Source organism: Novosphingobium sp., assembly GCF_025351285.1.
GTDB lineage: Bacteria > Pseudomonadota > Alphaproteobacteria > Sphingomonadales > Sphingomonadaceae > Novosphingobium.
Genome location: NZ_JANXWG010000053.1, coordinates 23,862 through 41,199, shown reverse-complemented (window position 1 = coordinate 41,199; position 17,338 = coordinate 23,862). Strand labels below are relative to the sequence as shown.

Sequence of the window (17,338 nt, the reverse complement as noted above, 5' to 3'; positions counted from 1 at the left end):
GGGCCTGCTCAGCCGATCAGATTTTGCTTCATTTGCGCGATCATGTCGGGCGTCACGCCCAGCATGTCTGCGGCATAGGCCTCGATGTTGCCATGCCGCGCTTCGATCGCAGCAAAGGCGGTGTCGAGAAATTCCGGGTGGACCGACATCAGCGTTCGCACCGCGTCCATGTCCATATCGCGCCCGAAGCCCGAGCGGACGTGGCGCGCGCCGGCATCGATCCGCGCCTCGATGTTGCCCGCGCTGTTGGTCAGCAGGTAATCGGCCATCGCGTCGTCGGCATGAACGCCAAGCAGGTGATGCGTCAGCGCCGCCGCCAACCCGGTACGATCCTTGCCCGCCAGGCAATGAAGCAGGCTCGGTCCGGCATCGCCGGCGAGCGCGCCGAAATAAAGTCGGTACGTGCCCACCAGTACCGGGCGCCACGGCATCGAGGCGTAAAGTCGCACCATCGCCTGATGCGCATCGGCCGCCGTGCGGACTTCACCGGCGGATTCTTCGTGAACCGCCTTGCCTTGCGCGCTGGCGGTTTCGCCCGGGTGGAACAGCACCTTGGCCTCGAACCGCGAATGGCGCAGGCAGGGGCTTCCGGCCCGCTCGCTATCGCCGCGCAAGTCGATCACCGATGACAGGCCGAGTGCGTGGACTTTGTCCAGATCGTCGGCGGTTGCCTCGGCGTGATGACCCGATCGCCACAGCACCTTGCGTTTCAATTGGCCGTCGCGCGCCGCATAACCACCGTAATCGCGGAAGTTGTGGATGCCGGTGAAGGCCACGACGCGGTCTTGCAAATCGATCACGCCACGAACCCTTCGGCCAGGAAGCGTTCGGCGCAGCCCGCCAGCAACGCGGTGCCGAGCGGGAGGACCGACTCGTCGACAACCATCCGCGTTGAATGGATCGAACAGCAGGTCTTCCAGTCCGCGCCTTCGTGCGCAACGCCCAGGAAGAACATCGCGCCGGGCACTTTTTCGAGCACGTACGAGAAGTCCTCGGCACCCATGATCGGCGCGGCGAGCTTGTGGAATCCGCCGTCTCCCGCCAGTTTGCGCGCAACCGCCTCGCCCAGCGCGACCGCGCGCGGGTCACACAGCGTGACCGGAAACCCTGGCGTGAGCTTGACCGTGGCGGACATGTCGTGCGCTGCCGCGACCAGCGCGGCGATGCGCTCGATCTCGCTGCCGATCCGCGCCCGAGAGGCCGGTGACAGCGTGCGGACGGTGCCACGCATCGTCACGCGATCGGCGATGACATTGTGCGCGGTGCCGGCGTTGATCTGCGTGACCGAGAGCACCACCGGATCGGCAACGTTGAACTTGCGCGTCACCATCGCCTGGAACGCGGTGACGATCTCGCACGCCACCGGCACCGGATCGAGCGCGTCGTGCGGCATTGCGCCATGCCCGCCGCGGCCTTCGACCACGATGTCGAACTGGTCGGCCGAAGCAAGCAGCGCGCCATTGCGCCCCGCGATCATTCCGTGCGGGCTGTTGGGCATGATGTGCAGCGCGAATGCCGCGTCGGGAAGCGGATCAAGCAACCCGTCGTCGAGCATGAAGCGCGCGCCGTGGAAGCCCTCCTCGCCCGGCTGGAACATGAACTGCACTTCACCGGCAAGCTGGTCCGCCCGCGCGCACAGCAGTTCGGCCGCACCCGCCAGCATCGCGGTGTGGGTATCGTGGCCACAGGCGTGCATCGCGCCGCGCACCTTGCTGGCGAAGGGCAACCCGGTTTCTTCCTCCATCGGCAGCGCGTCCATGTCACCGCGCAGCAGCACGCGGCGGCCGGGCCCTGCCCCGCCCTTGAGCGTGGCCACCGCGCCGGTGGTCGACGGCCCTTCGCGCCAGGTCAGCGGCAAGTGCGCCAGCGCAGCGCGGACCTTGTCGCGGGTTTTCGGGGTCTGCAAGCCAAGCTCGGGCTCGGCGTGGATCGCGCGGCGCAGCGCCACGATCTGTTCGCTGAATCCGCGTGCCTGGTCGAGCAATTGGGCATGAAGCATCAAGCTGACTCCGGTGATTTCGCGGCAACGATAAGCTGCGCATCGCATCAGCGCAAATAGCGCTTGCTCCGCCGCGACCAGCGGTTTAATCGATCGGTTAAACAGACAACCGCGAGGAGCCAAGTCATGGCCGAAGCTTATATCATCGACGCCGTTCGCACGCCGCGCGGGGTGGGCAAGCCGGGCAAGGGCGCTCTTTCGCACCTTCACCCGCAGCACCTGGCCGCCACCGTGTTGAAGGCGATCAAGGACCGCAACCACCTCGACACCGCCACGGTGGATGATATCGTGTGGTCGACCAGCACGCAAAAGGGCAAGCAGGGCGGCGATCTTGGCCGAATGGCCGCGCTTTCGGCGGGCTATGACGTCAAGGCCAGCGGCACCACGCTCGACCGGTTCTGCGGCGGCGGGATCAGCTCGGTCAACTTCGCGGCGGCCTCGGTCATGTCGGGCATGGAAGACTGCGTGATCGCCGGGGGCACCGAGATGATGAGCTACACCTCGGCGATGGGCGCCGAAGAAGCCAATGCCGGGATCAAGCCGATGGGCATGGGTTCGGGCCACGCCGCGCTCAACGAATTGCACCCGCAAAGCCACCAGGGCGTGTGCGGCGATGCCATTGCCACGATCGAGGGGATCGACCGCGAGGCGCTCGACGCTCTGGCGCTGGTCAGCCAGCAGCGCGCCGACGTGGCGATCAAGGAAGGCCGCTTCGCCCGCTCGGTCATCCCCGTGCTCAACGAGGATGGCACCGTGGCGCTCGACCGCGAGGAATTTCCCCGCCCCGAAACCACCGCCGAAGGGCTCGCCAGCCTCAAGCCCGCGTTTGCCGGGCTCATGGATTTCGACCTGGGCGGCACCACTTTCCGCAAGCAGATCAACCGCCGCTATCCCGATGTCGAGATCAAGCCCGTGCACCACGCGGGCAATTCGTCGGGCGTGGTCGATGGCGCTGCCGCGCTGCTGATCACCAGCAAGGAATACGCCGATGCGCACGGGTTGAAGCCCCGCGCCCGCGTGGTTGCTTATGCCAACCAGGGCGATGACCCCACGCTGATGCTCAACGCTCCGGTCCCGGCGGCGAAGAAGGTGCTGGCCAAGGCAGGCCTGACCAAGGACGATATCGACGTCTGGGAAATCAACGAAGCCTTTGCCGTCGTTGCCGAAAAGTTCATCCGTGATCTCGAACTCGATCGCGCCAAGGTCAATCCCAACGGCGGCGCGATGGCGCTGGGCCACCCGATCGGCGCGACCGGATCGATCCTGATCGGCACCGCGCTCGACGAACTCGAACGCACCGGCGGCCGCTATGGCCTGGTCACGATGTGCGCCGCGGGCGGCATGGCCCCGGCGATCATCATCGAGCGGATATAATCTCACGATCGCCCCCTCCGCGCCCATAGGTGCGGAGGGACGTCGGTGCGCAATGTTGACGCTGAACGCAGTTTTTGCGCGGCGTTGGCGCGCTCCTGCAGGGCGGCCGACGATCACTCCAAGCTTTCGGAAAATAGCAGAAAAAGCCGTGTAAATCTTTGATTTATGGCAAATTCCTGAGGCGCCTTCACAGCGCTTTGCCACGCTGCGCCTGGCGATTGCGCGCCGCCACCAGCGTGATCTTCCATTTTGGGGACAACGGTGGCGATCTTCGCCCGCTGGCTGGAATGCGGTGCGGTTGGAACTTGTGAGCGTGTTGGCCGGCATCGCGCAGGATAAGCCACATCCACGCCAAGTAGGAAAGCGCAGCGAACAGGCTGGCGTCGCGGCAACCGGTTGGGTAGGTGCTGCCGCACGCCATGCAAGGAATGCCATGCTCCGCCAGATCGCCATTGCCAGCCTGCTGCTGTCCGCCACGCCCGTGCTCGCCACCGCCAAGCCGCCGGTGCAAACCGTGGTGCTGACGTTGCAGGACCACGTATTTTCGCCGGCGGTGATCACCGTCCCCGCCGGGCAGCGTATCAAGATCGATCTCACCAACCGCGACGCGACCGGCGATGATTTCGAGAGCGAGGACATGCACGTCGACAAGGACGTGGCGCCGCATGGCCGGGTCGGGTTCTTCATCGGCCCGCTCAAGCCGGGGACTTATCCGTTCAAGGCCGAACTTCACGCAGCAACCGCGCATGGCCAGGTCGTGGTGATCGCGGGCCAATAACGCCGCAACGCTCGGGTTTCAGAACGCCTGTTCGAAGCCCGCGTAAATGCCGCGACGCGGGCCGAAACACGGCTGGCTGGCGCCGATCGCGCTGCCGTCGCTTAACCCGTAGCGCCGGTCGAACGCGTTGACGAGATCGAACCGCAAGTCGAGCGGGCGCGCATGGATCGTGGCCAGCCGCCACACCGCGCTGGCGTTGACCTGGACGTAGCCAGGCAGATGCGCGGCATTTGCCCCGCCTCCCGCCTCGGTCCGGCGCAAGCCGCTGCCATAGAGCACGTCGGCCGATAGCCGCAGCCGATCGAAGCGGTACGATCCGCCCCCCGACAACGTCACCGCCTGCGTATCGGCGGGAACGATCCACGCCGCGCTGGCCCCGGCCAATTGTGCGGGCGTGAAGCTGTCCTGGTTCGAAGCGATCCCGCGCGCGCGGGCACCCGCCACCGCAAGGTTCAACCAGCCCGAAACGCGGCCCTGATTGTAGGTAAGCCCCAGTTCCGCCCCCCGGATGCGGCCCTGGTCAAAGTTGAACGGCACGCCTTCTCCCGCCGCACCGAAGACGCCTTCGTCGATCAGGTTGCGCGCCTGGCGCCAGTAAAGATCGGCGGTAACGGTCAGCGGCCCAGCATCGTGCTGGAGCCCGATGTCATAATAATCGTCGCTTTCGGGCAGCGGATCGTTGCCGCCGGGGCCGGGCTTGAGGCCGCTGGTGAGGGCCAGGGCGCGCGCGGAAACGCCGGCACCTTCGACCGGCGCGGCCACGACATAGCGCGCGTAGCCCAGGTGCACGCGGGTTTCGACTTGCGGCTGCCACACCACGTTGGCGCGCGGGCTGAACCGCGTGAAATTGCGCGTCGTGGCGACATGATCGATCCGGCCCCCGAGGTTCAATGTCACCCCGCTGCCGGCCCGCCATTCGTCCTGCACGAACAGGCCGTCCTTGCGCACGGCAACGCGCGAGGTGGCCACAAGCCGCAGCAACGCGCCCGCAACCTGCCGGCCGTCCACGTCGACAGGCAGGACCGAAACCGTGGCAGCCCCGCGATGGATGTCCGACGCGATCGTGCCGCCGACGCGTAAGGTATGTGCATCGGCGAGTTCGTATGCGCCTTCGAGCTGCAACCCGGCGGAAGTGACGGCATCGCGCGTGGTGCGGCCGGCGCCGGTGAACAGCACCTCACCCGCGCTATCGGCGTCGAGCCGCGCGACCGAATGGCGCACGAAGCCGGCGATCTGCACCGTAGCGCGTTCGGTGCTGTGCTGGAGGCTGAGCACGCCGAAGCGGTTGATTTCGTGCCGCCGTGCGTCGCGCGCTTCGCTGGCGAAGTGGCTGGTGCCGTCGAGTACGAGCGGCCGCAGGAACGATACCGGCCCGATCGTCGCGGTGGCCGCGTCGAGCCCGTACAAATTCGGCAATTCGAAGCGCTCGTCGGAAAAGCCCGCGATCAGCGCGACGCGCGTTTGCGGATCCAGCAGGTGATCGAGATAGGCGAGCCCATCGAACTGGCGCGTGCGATCATGGAGCGGGGTGGCACTGCCGTCGGGCGACGCCAATCCATAGTCACTGCGCACCATGCTGCCCGAAACGAAGAAATTGGTGCGGCCGGTCGAGTTGCCGTACTCGAACGCGGGTTGGATCTCGCCGCGGCTGCCGCCGTAAAGTTCGGCCTGCCCGCCCGCGAGATAGACGCCGTCCTTGGTGGTGATGCGCACCACCCCGCCCGCGTTCAGCCCGTATTGCGCGGGCAAGGCCCCTGCGACGAGCTCGATTTTCGCGGCGATGCGCGGGCTCAGCGATTCGCCCAGATCGGTCAGCCCATCGGGCAGCGCGACGTTGTTGATCCGGTACTCGAGCGCGCCTTGCGACTGACGCAGGCGCAGCTTGCCCGATCCATCCTGCGCCACCCCCGGCGCCTGGAGCAGGACCTGGCTGATCGTGGTGGTCTCGCCGCCGGGCCGACTTTCGATCGTGTCGTTGCTCAGCGCGTACGTCGCGGCGCCAAGGCTGGCATCGACGCTGGCGCGCGCGGCATCGAGCCGGCGCGCGTTGATGATGATCTCGGTGACTGGCTTGCCCGGGCCGTCATCGCCATCCGCATCCTGCGCCCAGGCGGGCACCGCGATCAGCAACAGCGGAAGACTGCACCACGACGAAAGTCTTGGCAGGATAGGGGTTCTCCGGCAGGGGGTCGGCCGCCGTTGGCGCATATTACAAGGCGAGCGCAAGCCCCGTGCCGCAAGACGCGTTTTATGCGGGTGGCTTGTCCAGCACCCGCCCGGCCACCGCATCGAGCCTGGCCAGCATCGCCGGATCGCGCGCTTCGGGGGCGGTGATCAGCGCGTGATCGAGCACGGTGTCGAGCGGAGAGGCCTCGCGTGTGGCCGGCAGCAGCGCCACGAACCGTTCCACCGCCGCCCGCGCCACCGTGCCGTTGCGACCCATCTGCGCGATCACTTCGCTGACCTCCACGAAGGCATGTTCCTCGCGCCAGCAGTCGTAATCGGTGACCATGCCGATCAGCGCGTAAGGCAGTTCTGCTTCGCGCGCGAGGCGGGCTTCGGGCATCGCGGTCATGCCGATCACGTGGGCGCCCCACTGGCGGAACAGCAGGCTTTCGGCGCGGCTGGAGAATTGTGGCCCTTCCATCGCGAGGTACGTGCCGCCTTGCGTCACCGCACCGCCGGCCGCGCGCACTGCCTCTGCCGCGAAGCCCGACAAGCGCGGGCACACCGGTTCGGCCATCGACACATGCGCGACCATGCCGGTGCCGAAGAAGCTGGATGGGCGGCTTACAGTGCGGTCGATGAACTGATCGACCACCACGAAATGGCCCGGCGGCAGTTCTTCGCGCAGCGATCCGATCGAGGAAATGGCCAGCACATCGGTGCAGCCGCAGCGCTTGAGCGCATCGATATTGGCGCGGGAGTTGACTTCGTGCGGGGGGATGCGATGCCCTCGCCCGTGGCGCGGCAGGAAACGCAGCGCCACATCGCCGATGCGGCCATGGAGCACCTGATCAGACGGCGCGCCCCACGGCGTATCGACGGTGCGCCATTCAGCTTCCTGTAGGCTGTCGATCGCGTAAAGACCCGATCCACCGATGATTCCCAGCGTCCATTGTGCTTTGGTCATGAAGTTGATTCGGCTTTCGTTTGCGTCTTCGAGGATGTGCCATGCGTCGAGTGTTGCTGCCACTGCTGTTGCTGAGTTTTGCCACGCCGGCGTTGGCGGCCGAGCCGATCGAGGGGCGCTGGCTGACCGAGGGCGGGCGCTCGATCATCTCGATCGAACGTTGCGGCAAAGTGGTGTGCGGGCGGGTCGCGCGAATCCTCGCGCCCACCCCCGATGGCCCGCCGCACGACAAGTTCAACCCCGATCCGAAGCTGCGCAACCGGCCGGTGCAAGGGCTGGAAATCCTGACCGGCTTCAACGATGCCGGCGGAGACTGGCGCGGGACGATCTACGATCCCGAGCATGGCAAGACCTACAAGTCGATCCTCAAGCGTGAACCGGGCGGGCTCAATGTGAAGGGCTGCATCATGTTTTTCTGCCAGGCGCAGCACTGGAAGCCGGCGAAATGACGTTGCGGGCGGCGCGGCCGATCGTGAACGCATAGGGCCGCAAAGGGTCGGTCGAAACGTAGCGCAGGCCGGGGGTGGCGGGGTTTTCCCAATCGGCCACGGTCATCGGTTGTCCATCGAGCCGCTGCCATTCGCCCGAGGCGGGGAATTGCGCGAACCATCCGGCACGAGTGGCGCGCCATTGGGCCAGCGTGGCGAAGTGGTTCTCCAGCGCCAGGTCGCGCGCTGTCCAGTCGATCCAGCTTAGCGCGTTGTCTTGTGCGTAGGCGTTGTTGTTGCCGCGCTGGGTGCGGCCGAATTCGTCGCCGGCGGTGATCATCACGGTGCCGGTGGAGCCGAGCAGCGTGGCCTGAAGCGCGCGGAGATCAGCGGCACGGGCGGCGAGTACGGCAGGATCGTCGCTCTCGCCTTCGATGCCGTTGTTCCACGACAGGTTCTCGCCATGGCCGTCGCGGTTGTCCTCGCCGTTGGCGTGGTTGTGCTTGTGCTCGTACGCGACGGTGTCGGCCAGCGTGAAGCCATCGTGCGCGGCGAGGAAGTTGACGCTGCGGCAGTCGCTGCCGAACACGTCCGAGGATCCCGCCAGCCGCGTGGCGAGTTCGCCTACGCCCGCATCTCCACGCCAGAACCGGCGCACGTCGTCGCGGTAGCGGTCGTTCCATTCGAACCAGTTTTCGGGGAACCGGCCGAGTTGGTAGCCGCCGGGGCCGATATCCCATGGTTCGGCGATCATGATCCGGTCAGCAAGCCACGGGTCGGCGGCGATTTCGGCGAAGATCGGGGCGTCGGACGCGAAGCCCGGGCCGCGTGCCATGATCGGGGCGAGATCGAAGCGAAAGCCGTCGACGCCGCAGTGGCGCACGAAATGGCGCAAGCTGTCGAGTGTCAGGCGGCGGACGGCCGGTTGCGCGAAGTCGAGCGTGTTGCCGCAGCCGGTGTCGTTGATCAGGCTGCTGTCTGGTGCGTGCGAGTAAGCCGCGTTGTCGAGCCCGCGCAAGGACAGCGTGCCGCCGTGGATGTCGCTCTCGCCGGTGTGGTTGAACACCAGATCGAGGATGACGCCGATCCCTTCGCGGTGCAGAGCCGCCACCGTCTCGCGCAATTCGGTCACACCGCCGGGCGCAAGTCGCGGATCGAGCGCCATGAATGCCACGGGGTTGTACCCCCAGGCGTTGGCCAGCCCGAGCGGGGGCAAGTGCCGTTCATCGATCCACGCCACCACGGGCATCAGTTCGACCGCGCTCACCCCGATCTTGCGCAGATGCGCGATCACCGCCGGGTGGGCAAGCGCGGCGATCGTGCCGCGCTGCTCGGGCGGAATGTCGGGGTGCAGCATGGTGAAGCCGCGTACGTTCAGTTCGTAGACCAGCCCGCCACGCATGAAGCGGGGCGGTTCGCGGGGCACGTCTGGCAGCACGCCGGGGACGATCGCGCGCGGGACGATCGCCGCGGTGTCGTGGCCCTGAACCGTGAGCCACGGCGACTGGACGAACGGCCGATCGAGTTCGAGCGCATAGGGATCGACCAGCAGCTTGGCCGGATCGAACCATGCGCCACGCTCGGGCGCCCATTCGCCATCTGCGCGGTAGCCGTAGCGTTGGCCGGACAATTCGCCGGGCAGTTCGATTAACCAGTCTTCTTCCGCAAGCGTCATGGAAAGGCGGCGTTCCTCGTCCCCATCGAACAGGCACAGCCACACTGCCTCGGCATTGGGCGAGCGCACGGCGAAGCGGGTGCACCCGTCCGCAACCGACGCGCCCAGCGGCGTGGTCAAGCCGCCTCCGCCACCAACTGGCGGTAGATCGCGGCGTATTCACCGCCGCTGCGGCTCCACGAAACGTCGCTGGCCATGCCGTTGCGCTGGATGCGGCGCCACTGTTCGGGCTGGCGGTAAAGCGCCACCGTGCGCCCGATTGCGGCGGCGAGGCCGTGGTAGTTGACGCCCGAAAACTGTACGCCCGTTGCCACCCCGGCGGCAAGCGCGGCGGGGTTGGCGTCGATCACGGTGTCCGCCAGCCCGCCAGTGCGGCTGACCACGGGCACGCAGCCGTAGCGCAGCCCGTAAAGCTGGGTCAGCCCGCACGGTTCGAAGCGGCTGGGCACCAGGATGGCATCGCCGCCTGCCTGCATGCGGTGCGACAGCGCCTCGTCATAGCCCACGCGGATGCCGATCCGGCCTGGATGCCGCGCCGCGCCGCTGCGCAGCGCCGCTTCGAGCGAGGCATCGCCCGACCCCAGTAGCGCCAGCCGCGCACCGTTGCCGACGAGGTGGTCGAGCACTTCGGGCAGCACGTCCATGCCCTTCTGCCAGGTCAGCCGGGTAATGACGATGAACAAGGGGCCCCCAGAATCATTGGCGTCCGGGTCCAGCCCGAACTCGGCTTCGAGCGCGCGCTTGTTGGCCGCGCGCTTGCCCAGCGTGCGCGCAGTGAAGCGCGCGGCCAGCGCCGGATCTGTCGCGGGGTTCCATTCGGCAATGTCGATGCCGTTGACCACGCCGCGCGACCTGTCGCCGCGGCTGACGATCAGCCCGTCGAGCCCCATGCCGCCTTCGGGGGTGCGGATTTCGGCGGCGTAGCTGGGGCTGACGGTGGTCACCATCTGCGCCAGTTGCAGCCCGGCCTTGAGGAAGCCGACCCCGCCGTAGCTCTCCACGCCCTCGATCGACCAGGCCCCGCGCGGCAGTTCGAGCCGGTCGAACAGCGCCGCTTCGAACCAGCCCTGGAACGCCATGTTGTGGATCGTCATCACGCCCGGCACGCGCGCGGCCGGATCAAACGGGGCATAGCGCAAGTAGGCAAGCGCCATCGCCGCCTGCCAGTCGTGCGCGTGGACCAGATCGAAGCGCTGGCCCTTCACTGCGCCGCTTGCCACATCCGCCGCTGCGCGTCCGAATGCGGCGAAGCGGCGGCCGTTGTCGGGCCAGTCCTTGCCCGCCGGATCGCCATAAGGCCCGCCATCACGCGTGAAATATGCGGGCGCATCGAGCACCAGCAGCTTGTTTGCGCCGATCGCTCCCGCCAGCAACCGCGCCGGTTCGCCCAGCAGCGAATCCCAGCGATGCACCACGCGCAACTTGCCCGCCCTGGCGATTACCGCCGGATAGCCGGGGAGCATCGTGGTCATCGCCACGCCGTGCGGCGCGAGCGCGGCCGGCAGCGCGCCAGCCACGTCGGCCAGCCCGCCGGTCTTGATCAGCGGCACCGCCTCGGAGGCGACCGAAAGGACGTTGAGTGTCATGCCGACCTGCCGTCTATTCCGTCACCCTGAACTTGTTTCAGGGTCCATCTCTCGTCCTCGAACGACATCGCCGTGCGGCATGATGGATGCTGAAACAAGTTCAGCATGACAGGAGTTTGCGGGGCGACGACCAATCTCACAGCTTGTCGATCATGTCCCTGGTGATCAGGCACACGCCCTTGTCGGTGCGGCGGAAGCGGCGTGCGTCGAGTTTGGGGTCTTCGCCCACCACCAGACCTTCGGGAATGCGCACGCCCGAATCGATGATCACCTTCGACAACCGCGCGTTGCGGCCGATGTTGCAGTAAGGCAGGATCACGCCTTCATCGACGCTGGAGAAGCTGCCCATCTTGACCCCGGTGAACAGCAGGCTGCGCCGCGCCAGCGATCCCGAGACGATGCAATCTTGGCTGATCAGCGAACTGATCGCCTGGCCGCGCCGGCCTTCCTCGTCGTGGACGAACTTGGCCGGCGCCGCGACGATCTGGTCGGTCCAGATCGGCCAGTCGCGATCATACAGGTTGAGCTTGGGCACCACGTCGGTCAGGTCGAGATTGGCTTCGAAATAGGCGTCGAGCGTACCGACGTCGCGCCAGTATTCCTCGATTTCCTCGGCCGCGCGGATGCAGCTTTGGGTAAAGCGATGCGCCACCGCCTTGCCGTGCTTGACGATGTGCGGGATGATATCGCCACCGAAATCGCGGCTGGAATTGGGATCGGCCGCGTCGCGCCGCAGTTCCTCGAACAGAAATGCGGTTTCAAACACGTAGATACCCATCGATGCGAGCGAATGATCGGGATCGCCGGGAATTCCGGGTGGGTCCTTGGGCTTTTCCACGAACTGCGTGATCGTGCCCGCCGCGTCCACCGCCATCACGCCGAAGCCTTTGGCCTCCTCGCGCGGCACCACCAGACAGCCGATCGTGACGTCTGCCCCCGAATCGACGTGCTGCTGCAGCATCAATTCGTAGTCCATCTTGTAGATGTGATCCCCCGCGAGGATGACCATGTACTTGGGCGCATGGCTTTCGATGATGTCGATGTTCTGGAACACCGCATCGGCCGTGCCTTCATACCAGTGCAATTCATCGATGCGCTGGCTGGCGGGCAGGATATCGAAGCTTTCGTTGCGTTCCGGCCGCATGAAGTTCCACGCGCGCTGCATGTGACGGATCAGCGAATGCGCCTTGTACTGCGTGGCTACGCCGATCCGGCGGATGCCCGAATTGATTGCGTTCGACAGCGCGAAATCCACGATCCGGCTCATGCCGCCGAAATAGACCGCGGGCTTGGCGCGGCGGTCGGTCAGTTCCATCAGGCGGCTGCCGCGCCCGCCCGCCAGCACATAAGCCATCGCATCGCGCGCCAGTGGGGATGCTCGTCTTGTCTCCATTTGCCCGTCCCTCGCCCCTTGTTATCGTTGATATTCGAACATCATCGTGGACAGCCCCGGCAGCACCATCTCGGCCTCGCCGCCGCTGGCGGTGACTTGCCCGAGATTGCCCGTGCCGCTGCCGCCGTAGATTGCGGCATCGCTGTTCAGAACTTCGCGCCACACCCCGTCATGCGGCAGCGGCACGCGGTAGAAATCGCGCTGGACCGGGGTCATGTTGCTCACGATCATCACCGGGTTGGCGTCGGGCGCCTTGCGCAACCAGGCGAACACCGAGTTGGCGGCGTCATCCACGATCAGCCATGCGAACCCCTCGGCCTCGCAATCGCGCGCGTGAAGCGCAGGAGTGGCGCGGTAGAGCCGGTTGAGATCGCGCACGAAGCTGCGAACCCCGGCGTGGCGGTTGGATACTTGGGGCGCATCGAGCAGGTCCCAATCGAGCGCGCGCTCCTCGCTCCATTCACGCTGCTGCGCAAACTCCTGCCCCATGAACAGCAGCTTCTTGCCCGGATAGCCCCACATCATGGCGTAATAGGCGCGCAAAGTGGCGAATTTCTGCCATTGATCGCCGCTCATCTTGTTCAGCAGCGAGCCCTTGCCGTGGACCACCTCGTCATGGCTCAGCGGCAGCACGAAGTTCTCGGCAAAGGCATAGACGAGGCCGAAGGTGATCTCGTCGTGATGGAACCGCCGGTGCGCGGGTTCGCGCGCCATGTACTTCAGCGTGTCGTGCATGAAGCCCATGTTCCACTTGAACCCGAAGCCGAGACTGGTCTTGGCCGTGTCGGTGGGCAGCGTGACGCCGGGCCACGAAGTCGATTCCTCGGCGATCGTCATCACGCCTGGGTGGCTGGCATAGACCGCTGCGTTCATCGCGCGCAGGAAGTTCACCGCCTCCCAGTTTTCGCGCCCGCCCTGCTCGTTGGGGATCCATTCGCCGGCCTTGCGGCTGTAATCGCGGTAGAGCATCGAGGCGACTGCATCGACGCGCAAGCCATCGACATGGTAGCGTTCGGCCCAGAACAGCGCGTTGTTGACGAGGAAGCTTTCGACCTCGCGCCGGCCGAAATTGTAGATCGCGGTGTTCCAGTCGGGGTGGAAGCCAAGGCGCGGATCGGCGTGTTCATACAGCGCGGTGCCGTCGAAATGCGCGAGCCCGAAGGCGTCGGTCGGGAAGTGCGCGGGCACCCAGTCGATCAGCACGCCGATCCCGGCGCGGTGCGCGCCATCGACGAAGCGCGCGAAGCCCAGCGCATCGCCGAACCGCGCCGAAGGAGCGTAAAGCCCGGTCGCCTGATATCCCCAGCTTGGATCGTACGGATGTTCGGAAACGGGCAGGAATTCGATGTGGGTGAAGCCCATATCCACCACGTAGGGGATAAGCCGTTCCGCCATCGCGTCCCAGGTCAGGAACCAGCCGTTGTCGTCGCGCTGCCACGATCCGGGGTGGACTTCGTAGATAGAAATCGGCTGTCGGCGTGGATCGACCGAGGCCCAATAGGCGCGGTGGGCCTCGTCGCCCCAATCGGCCTTGCGAGGATCGGCGACAATAGAGGCGGTGGCGGGGCGTAGCTCAGCAGCGAAGGCGTAAGGATCGGCCTTGAGTGGTTGCACCGTGCCGTCGTCGGCAACGATGCGGTACTTGTAGCCGCGGCCAAGGCCGATCTCGGGGATAAACACTTCCCACACGCCGATATCTGCGCGGCGTCGCATCGGGTGGCGGCGATGGTCCCAGTCGTTGAAATCGCCCAGCAGGCTGACCAGCCGCGCATTGGGCGCCCAGACTGCGAAGTGCACGCCGGATACGCCTTGATGTTCAATCAGATGCGCGCCCATCTTGTCGAACAGTCTTAGGTGGGTGCCTTGCGCGATCAGGAAATCATCGATCGGGCCGAGCACCGGCGCGAAGCTGTAAGGGTCGGTCACTAGCCATTCGTGTGTGCCCGCGCGGCAGTGGTAGCGCACTGGTTGCGGTCCGCTGCTGACTTTGCCCTCGAACAACCCACCGTCGTGCACGCAAGCCAGAATGCTGAGCGACTTGCCGGCCAGGTCGAACGCTTCCACTCGCTCCGCCCCCGGCAGCACCGCGCGCGCAAAGCCGCCTTGTGGGCCTTCATGGATGCCCAAAAGCGAAAACGGATCGGCATGAGTCCCGTCCAGCAAGGCGGATATGGCGGACGGGCCGGGTTTCATTAAAACGGCTTCATGGAGCGGGGGAAACTCCCCAGATGTCACGCGCATATTCGCCGATTGTGCGATCGGACGAGAACCAGCCGACGTTGGCGATGTTGCGGATGGCCGAGGCGCGCCAGGCGGCCTGATTTTCCCAGCGCCGATCGACCCCGCGCTGCGCGGCGTGGTATGTGTCGAAATCGGCGGCGACCATGAACCAGTCGTGGTCGTAGATGCCGTTCATCAGGTCGGTGTAGCGGTGCGGATCGTCGGGTGAGAACACCCCGGAAGCGATCGCCGACATCGCCTGCTGCAATTCGCGCGACTGCTCGATCACTTCGCGCGGGTTGTAGCCATCGGCGCGCTTGGCCGCCACTTCGTCGGCGGTCAGCCCGAAGATCACGATATTGGGATCGCCAACGTGGTCCTTGATCTCGATGTTGGCCCCATCGAGCGTGCCGATCGTCAGCGCGCCATTCAACGCGAACTTCATGTTGCCGGTGCCCGAAGCTTCCATGCCCGCGGTGCTGATCTGTTCGGACAAGTCGGCCGCGGGAATGATCCGTTCGGCCAGCGTCACGTTGTAATTGGGCACATAGACCACCTTGAGCAGCCCACCGACCGAAGGATCGCTGTTAACTCTGCGCGCTATGTCATTGGCAAGTTTGATGATCAGCTTAGCGTTGTGATAGCTTGGCGCGGCCTTGCCGCCGAAGATTTTCACGCGCGGCACCCAGTCCTTTTCGGGGTGGCTGCGGATCTGATCGTACAGTGCGACGGTCTCGATCAGGTTGAGCAACTGGCGCTTGTATTCGTGGATGCGCTTGATCTGCACATCGAACAGCGCATCGGGGTTGAGCCGGATGCCGACCAGGTCTTTGATATGCGTGGCGAGCGCGATCTTGTTGGCGCGCTTGACCTCGGAAATCCTCTCACCCAGTTGAGCATCGTCGGCCAAGCGATTGAGATCGCTCAATCTGTCGGTATCGTCAAGGAACGCATCGCCGATCGCGTCCTTGAGCAGCGATGTCAGCCCCGGATTGCACTGCTGCAACCAGCGACGCGGGGTGACGCCGTTGGTCTTGTTGTTGATCCGTGTCGGGTACAGCTTGTGAAGGTCTGAAAAGACGGTGCTTTTCATCAGTTCGGTGTGCAGCGCGGCCACGCCGTTGACGCTGTGCGCGCCGACGAATGCCAGGTTGGCCATGCGCACGCGGCGGTCCCCGCCCTCGTCGATCAGCGAGATCGCCGCGATGGAATCGCTGCCCAGCCCGTTCTTGTGCGCTTCGCGCAACACGCGGCTGTTGATCGCGTAAACGATCTGCATGTGGCGCGGCAGCAGCCGTTCGAACAGCGGCAAGGGCCACGATTCGAGCGCTTCGGGCAACAGCGTGTGGTTGGTATAGCCGAAGGTGCGCCTGGCGACGTCCCACCCCTCGTCGAATTCCAGCCCGTGGACATCGACCAACAGCCGGATCAGTTCGGCCACGCCCACTGCGGGGTGCGTGTCGTTAAGCTGGATCGCGGCCTTGTCGGGCAGCGTGCGCACATCGCCGTGGTACTGGACGTGGCGCCGCAGGATGTCCTGGATCGATGCCGAGGTGAAGAAATATTCCTGCCGCAGCCGCAGTTCCTGTCCCGCCGCGGTTGAATCCGCAGGATAAAGCACGCGCACCAGGCTTTCGGCGCGGACCTTGTCGGCCAGCGCGCCCATGTGATCGCCGGCGTTGAACGCATCGAGCCGGATCGGATCGACCGCATTGGCCTTCCACAACCGCAGCGTGTTGATCCGCTTGCCGCGCCAGCCGATGACGGGGGTGTCGACAGCCGTGGCCTCGACCTCCTCGGCCGGCTTCCACGCGACACCTTCGCCGCCCTGATCGCCGCCGCCGGTCACTTCACCGCCGAAGCCGATGCGATACGCGCTTTCGCGCCGCGGGAATTCCCAAGGGTTGCCGTGCGACAGCCAGGTTTCGGGCAATTCGACTTGCCAGCCATCGTCGATCCGCTGGCGGAACATGCCGTTCACATAGCGGATGCCGTAACCGTAAGCCGGGATGCCCAGGCTCGCCAGGCTTTCCATGAAGCACGCCGCCAGCCGGCCAAGACCGCCATTGCCCAGTGCGGCATCGGGTTCGAGTTCCTCCAGCGCAGCCAGGTCCAGCCCGTGCGCGCGCAGTGCCGCTTCCATCTCGCGGGTCAGCCCCATGTTCGATAGCGCATCGCGCAGCAGCCGCCCGATCAGGAATTCCAGGCTGAGATAATAGACGCGTTTGGCGCCGCTGTCGTAAGTGGCGCGGGTGGATTCGATCCAGCGGTCGACCACGTCGTCGCGCAGCGCCAGCACGGTGGCGGTGAACCAGTCGTGCGGGCGCGCGGCGCGTTCGTCCTTGCCGATGCGATGGCGCAACACGTCGATGATGCGATCGTCGATCTCGGTCACGCGCGGGTTGATGGCGCTTGCCCGAAATCTGGGTACGGCGGCGAGTTCGGGTGCGGTGGAAGCCTGGGGTGTCGGCTGTGGCTGGCTGCGGTCTGTCGGCATCGAGGCGGCTCCAAACTGCGGTGGCTCGATCGACGGCGTGCATAAGGCAAGCCGCCGCGGCGGGTCCTGTTCGGCGATCCTGCTCCGTCCCAACGGGTATGGCACACCGGCGGTGACGGCAAGCGCCGAGTGCGGGCAAATGCACCCATCACGCACGGAATACGCATGCAGAGCACCCTCCGGGCCACGGTTTCGCGTGCCATGCGGCCCGATCGCGTCACAATCTTGCAAATCGTGACCGGGCCCGACGAATCG

General features: G+C 65.8%; 12 protein-coding genes. 3 read left to right on the top strand and 9 right to left on the bottom strand.

Annotation, left to right across the window (positions count from 1 at the left end; genetic code table 11):
• Window positions 1-8 precede the first annotated feature (8 nt).
• On the bottom strand, window positions 9-800 hold the full coding sequence (locus tag Q0R16_RS06210) for a tyrosine-protein phosphatase (RefSeq protein WP_295633647.1): 792 nt from the start codon (window positions 798-800) through the stop codon (window positions 9-11).
• On the bottom strand, window positions 797-1,999 hold the full coding sequence (locus Q0R16_RS06205; protein WP_295633643.1) for a M20 family metallopeptidase: 1,203 nt from the start codon (window positions 1,997-1,999) through the stop codon (window positions 797-799). Before Q0R16_RS06205 ends, Q0R16_RS06210 begins: the two co-directional genes overlap by 4 nt.
• 126 nt (window positions 2,000-2,125) lie before the next feature.
• Here Q0R16_RS06205 and Q0R16_RS06200 point away from each other — a divergent pair, with 126 nt between their 5' ends.
• On the top strand, window positions 2,126-3,373 hold the full coding sequence (locus Q0R16_RS06200) for an acetyl-CoA C-acetyltransferase (protein ID WP_295633639.1): 1,248 nt from the start codon (window positions 2,126-2,128) through the stop codon (window positions 3,371-3,373).
• Window positions 3,374-3,806: 433 nt separating this feature from the next.
• Window positions 3,807-4,151, top strand: a complete 345-nt coding sequence (locus tag Q0R16_RS06195) for a cupredoxin domain-containing protein (RefSeq protein WP_295633636.1) — start codon at window positions 3,807-3,809, stop codon at window positions 4,149-4,151.
• A gap of 18 nt (window positions 4,152-4,169) precedes the next feature.
• On the opposite strand, the gene Q0R16_RS06190 is transcribed toward Q0R16_RS06195, so the two are convergent.
• Entirely contained in the window at window positions 4,170-6,281 is a 2,112-nt protein-coding gene (locus Q0R16_RS06190) for a TonB-dependent receptor (RefSeq protein ID WP_295633633.1), read from the bottom strand.
• Window positions 6,282-6,399: 118 nt separating this feature from the next.
• Window positions 6,400-7,284: an S-methyl-5'-thioadenosine phosphorylase gene (gene mtnP / locus Q0R16_RS06185; RefSeq protein ID WP_295633630.1), complete on the bottom strand. Its 885-nt coding sequence runs from the start codon at window positions 7,282-7,284 to the stop codon at window positions 6,400-6,402.
• A gap of 41 nt (window positions 7,285-7,325) precedes the next feature.
• On the opposite strand from mtnP, the gene Q0R16_RS06180 reads away from it, so the two are divergent.
• Window positions 7,326-7,733 (top strand): DUF2147 domain-containing protein, encoded by a 408-nt coding sequence (locus Q0R16_RS06180; RefSeq protein WP_295633628.1) that lies wholly within the window; start codon window positions 7,326-7,328, stop codon window positions 7,731-7,733.
• On the opposite strand, the gene glgX is transcribed toward Q0R16_RS06180, so the two are convergent.
• The 5 genes from glgX to Q0R16_RS06155 all read right to left on the bottom strand — a co-directional run bounded on the left by glgX (window position 7,690) and on the right by Q0R16_RS06155 (window position 17,083).
• Complete coding sequence (gene glgX / locus Q0R16_RS06175; protein WP_295633625.1) at window positions 7,690-9,507, bottom strand: glycogen debranching protein GlgX; 1,818 nt, start codon at window positions 9,505-9,507, stop codon at window positions 7,690-7,692. The two genes, Q0R16_RS06180 and glgX, sit on opposite strands and share 44 nt — an antisense overlap.
• Complete coding sequence (gene glgA / locus Q0R16_RS06170) at window positions 9,504-10,973, bottom strand: glycogen synthase GlgA (RefSeq protein WP_295633622.1); 1,470 nt, start codon at window positions 10,971-10,973, stop codon at window positions 9,504-9,506. Before glgA ends, glgX begins: the two co-directional genes overlap by 4 nt.
• Before the next feature lie 136 nt (window positions 10,974-11,109).
• Window positions 11,110-12,366: a glucose-1-phosphate adenylyltransferase gene (glgC, locus tag Q0R16_RS06165; protein WP_295633619.1), complete on the bottom strand. Its 1,257-nt coding sequence runs from the start codon at window positions 12,364-12,366 to the stop codon at window positions 11,110-11,112.
• Window positions 12,367-12,387: 21 nt separating this feature from the next.
• On the bottom strand, window positions 12,388-14,559 hold the full coding sequence (gene glgB / locus Q0R16_RS06160) for a 1,4-alpha-glucan branching protein GlgB (protein WP_295633616.1): 2,172 nt from the start codon (window positions 14,557-14,559) through the stop codon (window positions 12,388-12,390).
• A 10-nt stretch (window positions 14,560-14,569) separates the two neighbouring features.
• A complete protein-coding gene (locus tag Q0R16_RS06155) occupies window positions 14,570-17,083 on the bottom strand; it encodes a glycogen/starch/alpha-glucan phosphorylase (protein ID WP_295633613.1) in 2,514 nt (837 codons plus the stop codon).
• Window positions 17,084-17,338 lie beyond the last annotated feature (255 nt).

What these genes read in the sequence shown, in the direction of transcription:
- glgB (WP_295633616.1), bottom strand. Translation starts at nt 14,559, where the DNA reads ATGAAACCCGGCCCGTCCGCCATATCCGCCTTGCTGGACGGGACTCAT.
- Q0R16_RS06195 (WP_295633636.1), top strand. Translation starts at nt 3,807, where the DNA reads ATGCTCCGCCAGATCGCCATTGCCAGCCTGCTGCTGTCCGCCACGCCC.
- Q0R16_RS06205 (WP_295633643.1), bottom strand. Translation starts at nt 1,999, where the DNA reads ATGCTTCATGCCCAATTGCTCGACCAGGCACGCGGATTCAGCGAACAG.
- glgC (WP_295633619.1), bottom strand. Translation starts at nt 12,366, where the DNA reads ATGGAGACAAGACGAGCATCCCCACTGGCGCGCGATGCGATGGCTTAT.
- mtnP (WP_295633630.1), bottom strand. Translation starts at nt 7,284, where the DNA reads ATGACCAAAGCACAATGGACGCTGGGAATCATCGGTGGATCGGGTCTT.
- Q0R16_RS06180 (WP_295633628.1), top strand. Translation starts at nt 7,326, where the DNA reads ATGCGTCGAGTGTTGCTGCCACTGCTGTTGCTGAGTTTTGCCACGCCG.
- Q0R16_RS06155 (WP_295633613.1), bottom strand. Translation starts at nt 17,083, where the DNA reads ATGCCGACAGACCGCAGCCAGCCACAGCCGACACCCCAGGCTTCCACC.
- glgA (WP_295633622.1), bottom strand. Translation starts at nt 10,973, where the DNA reads ATGACACTCAACGTCCTTTCGGTCGCCTCCGAGGCGGTGCCGCTGATC.
- Q0R16_RS06200 (WP_295633639.1), top strand. Translation starts at nt 2,126, where the DNA reads ATGGCCGAAGCTTATATCATCGACGCCGTTCGCACGCCGCGCGGGGTG.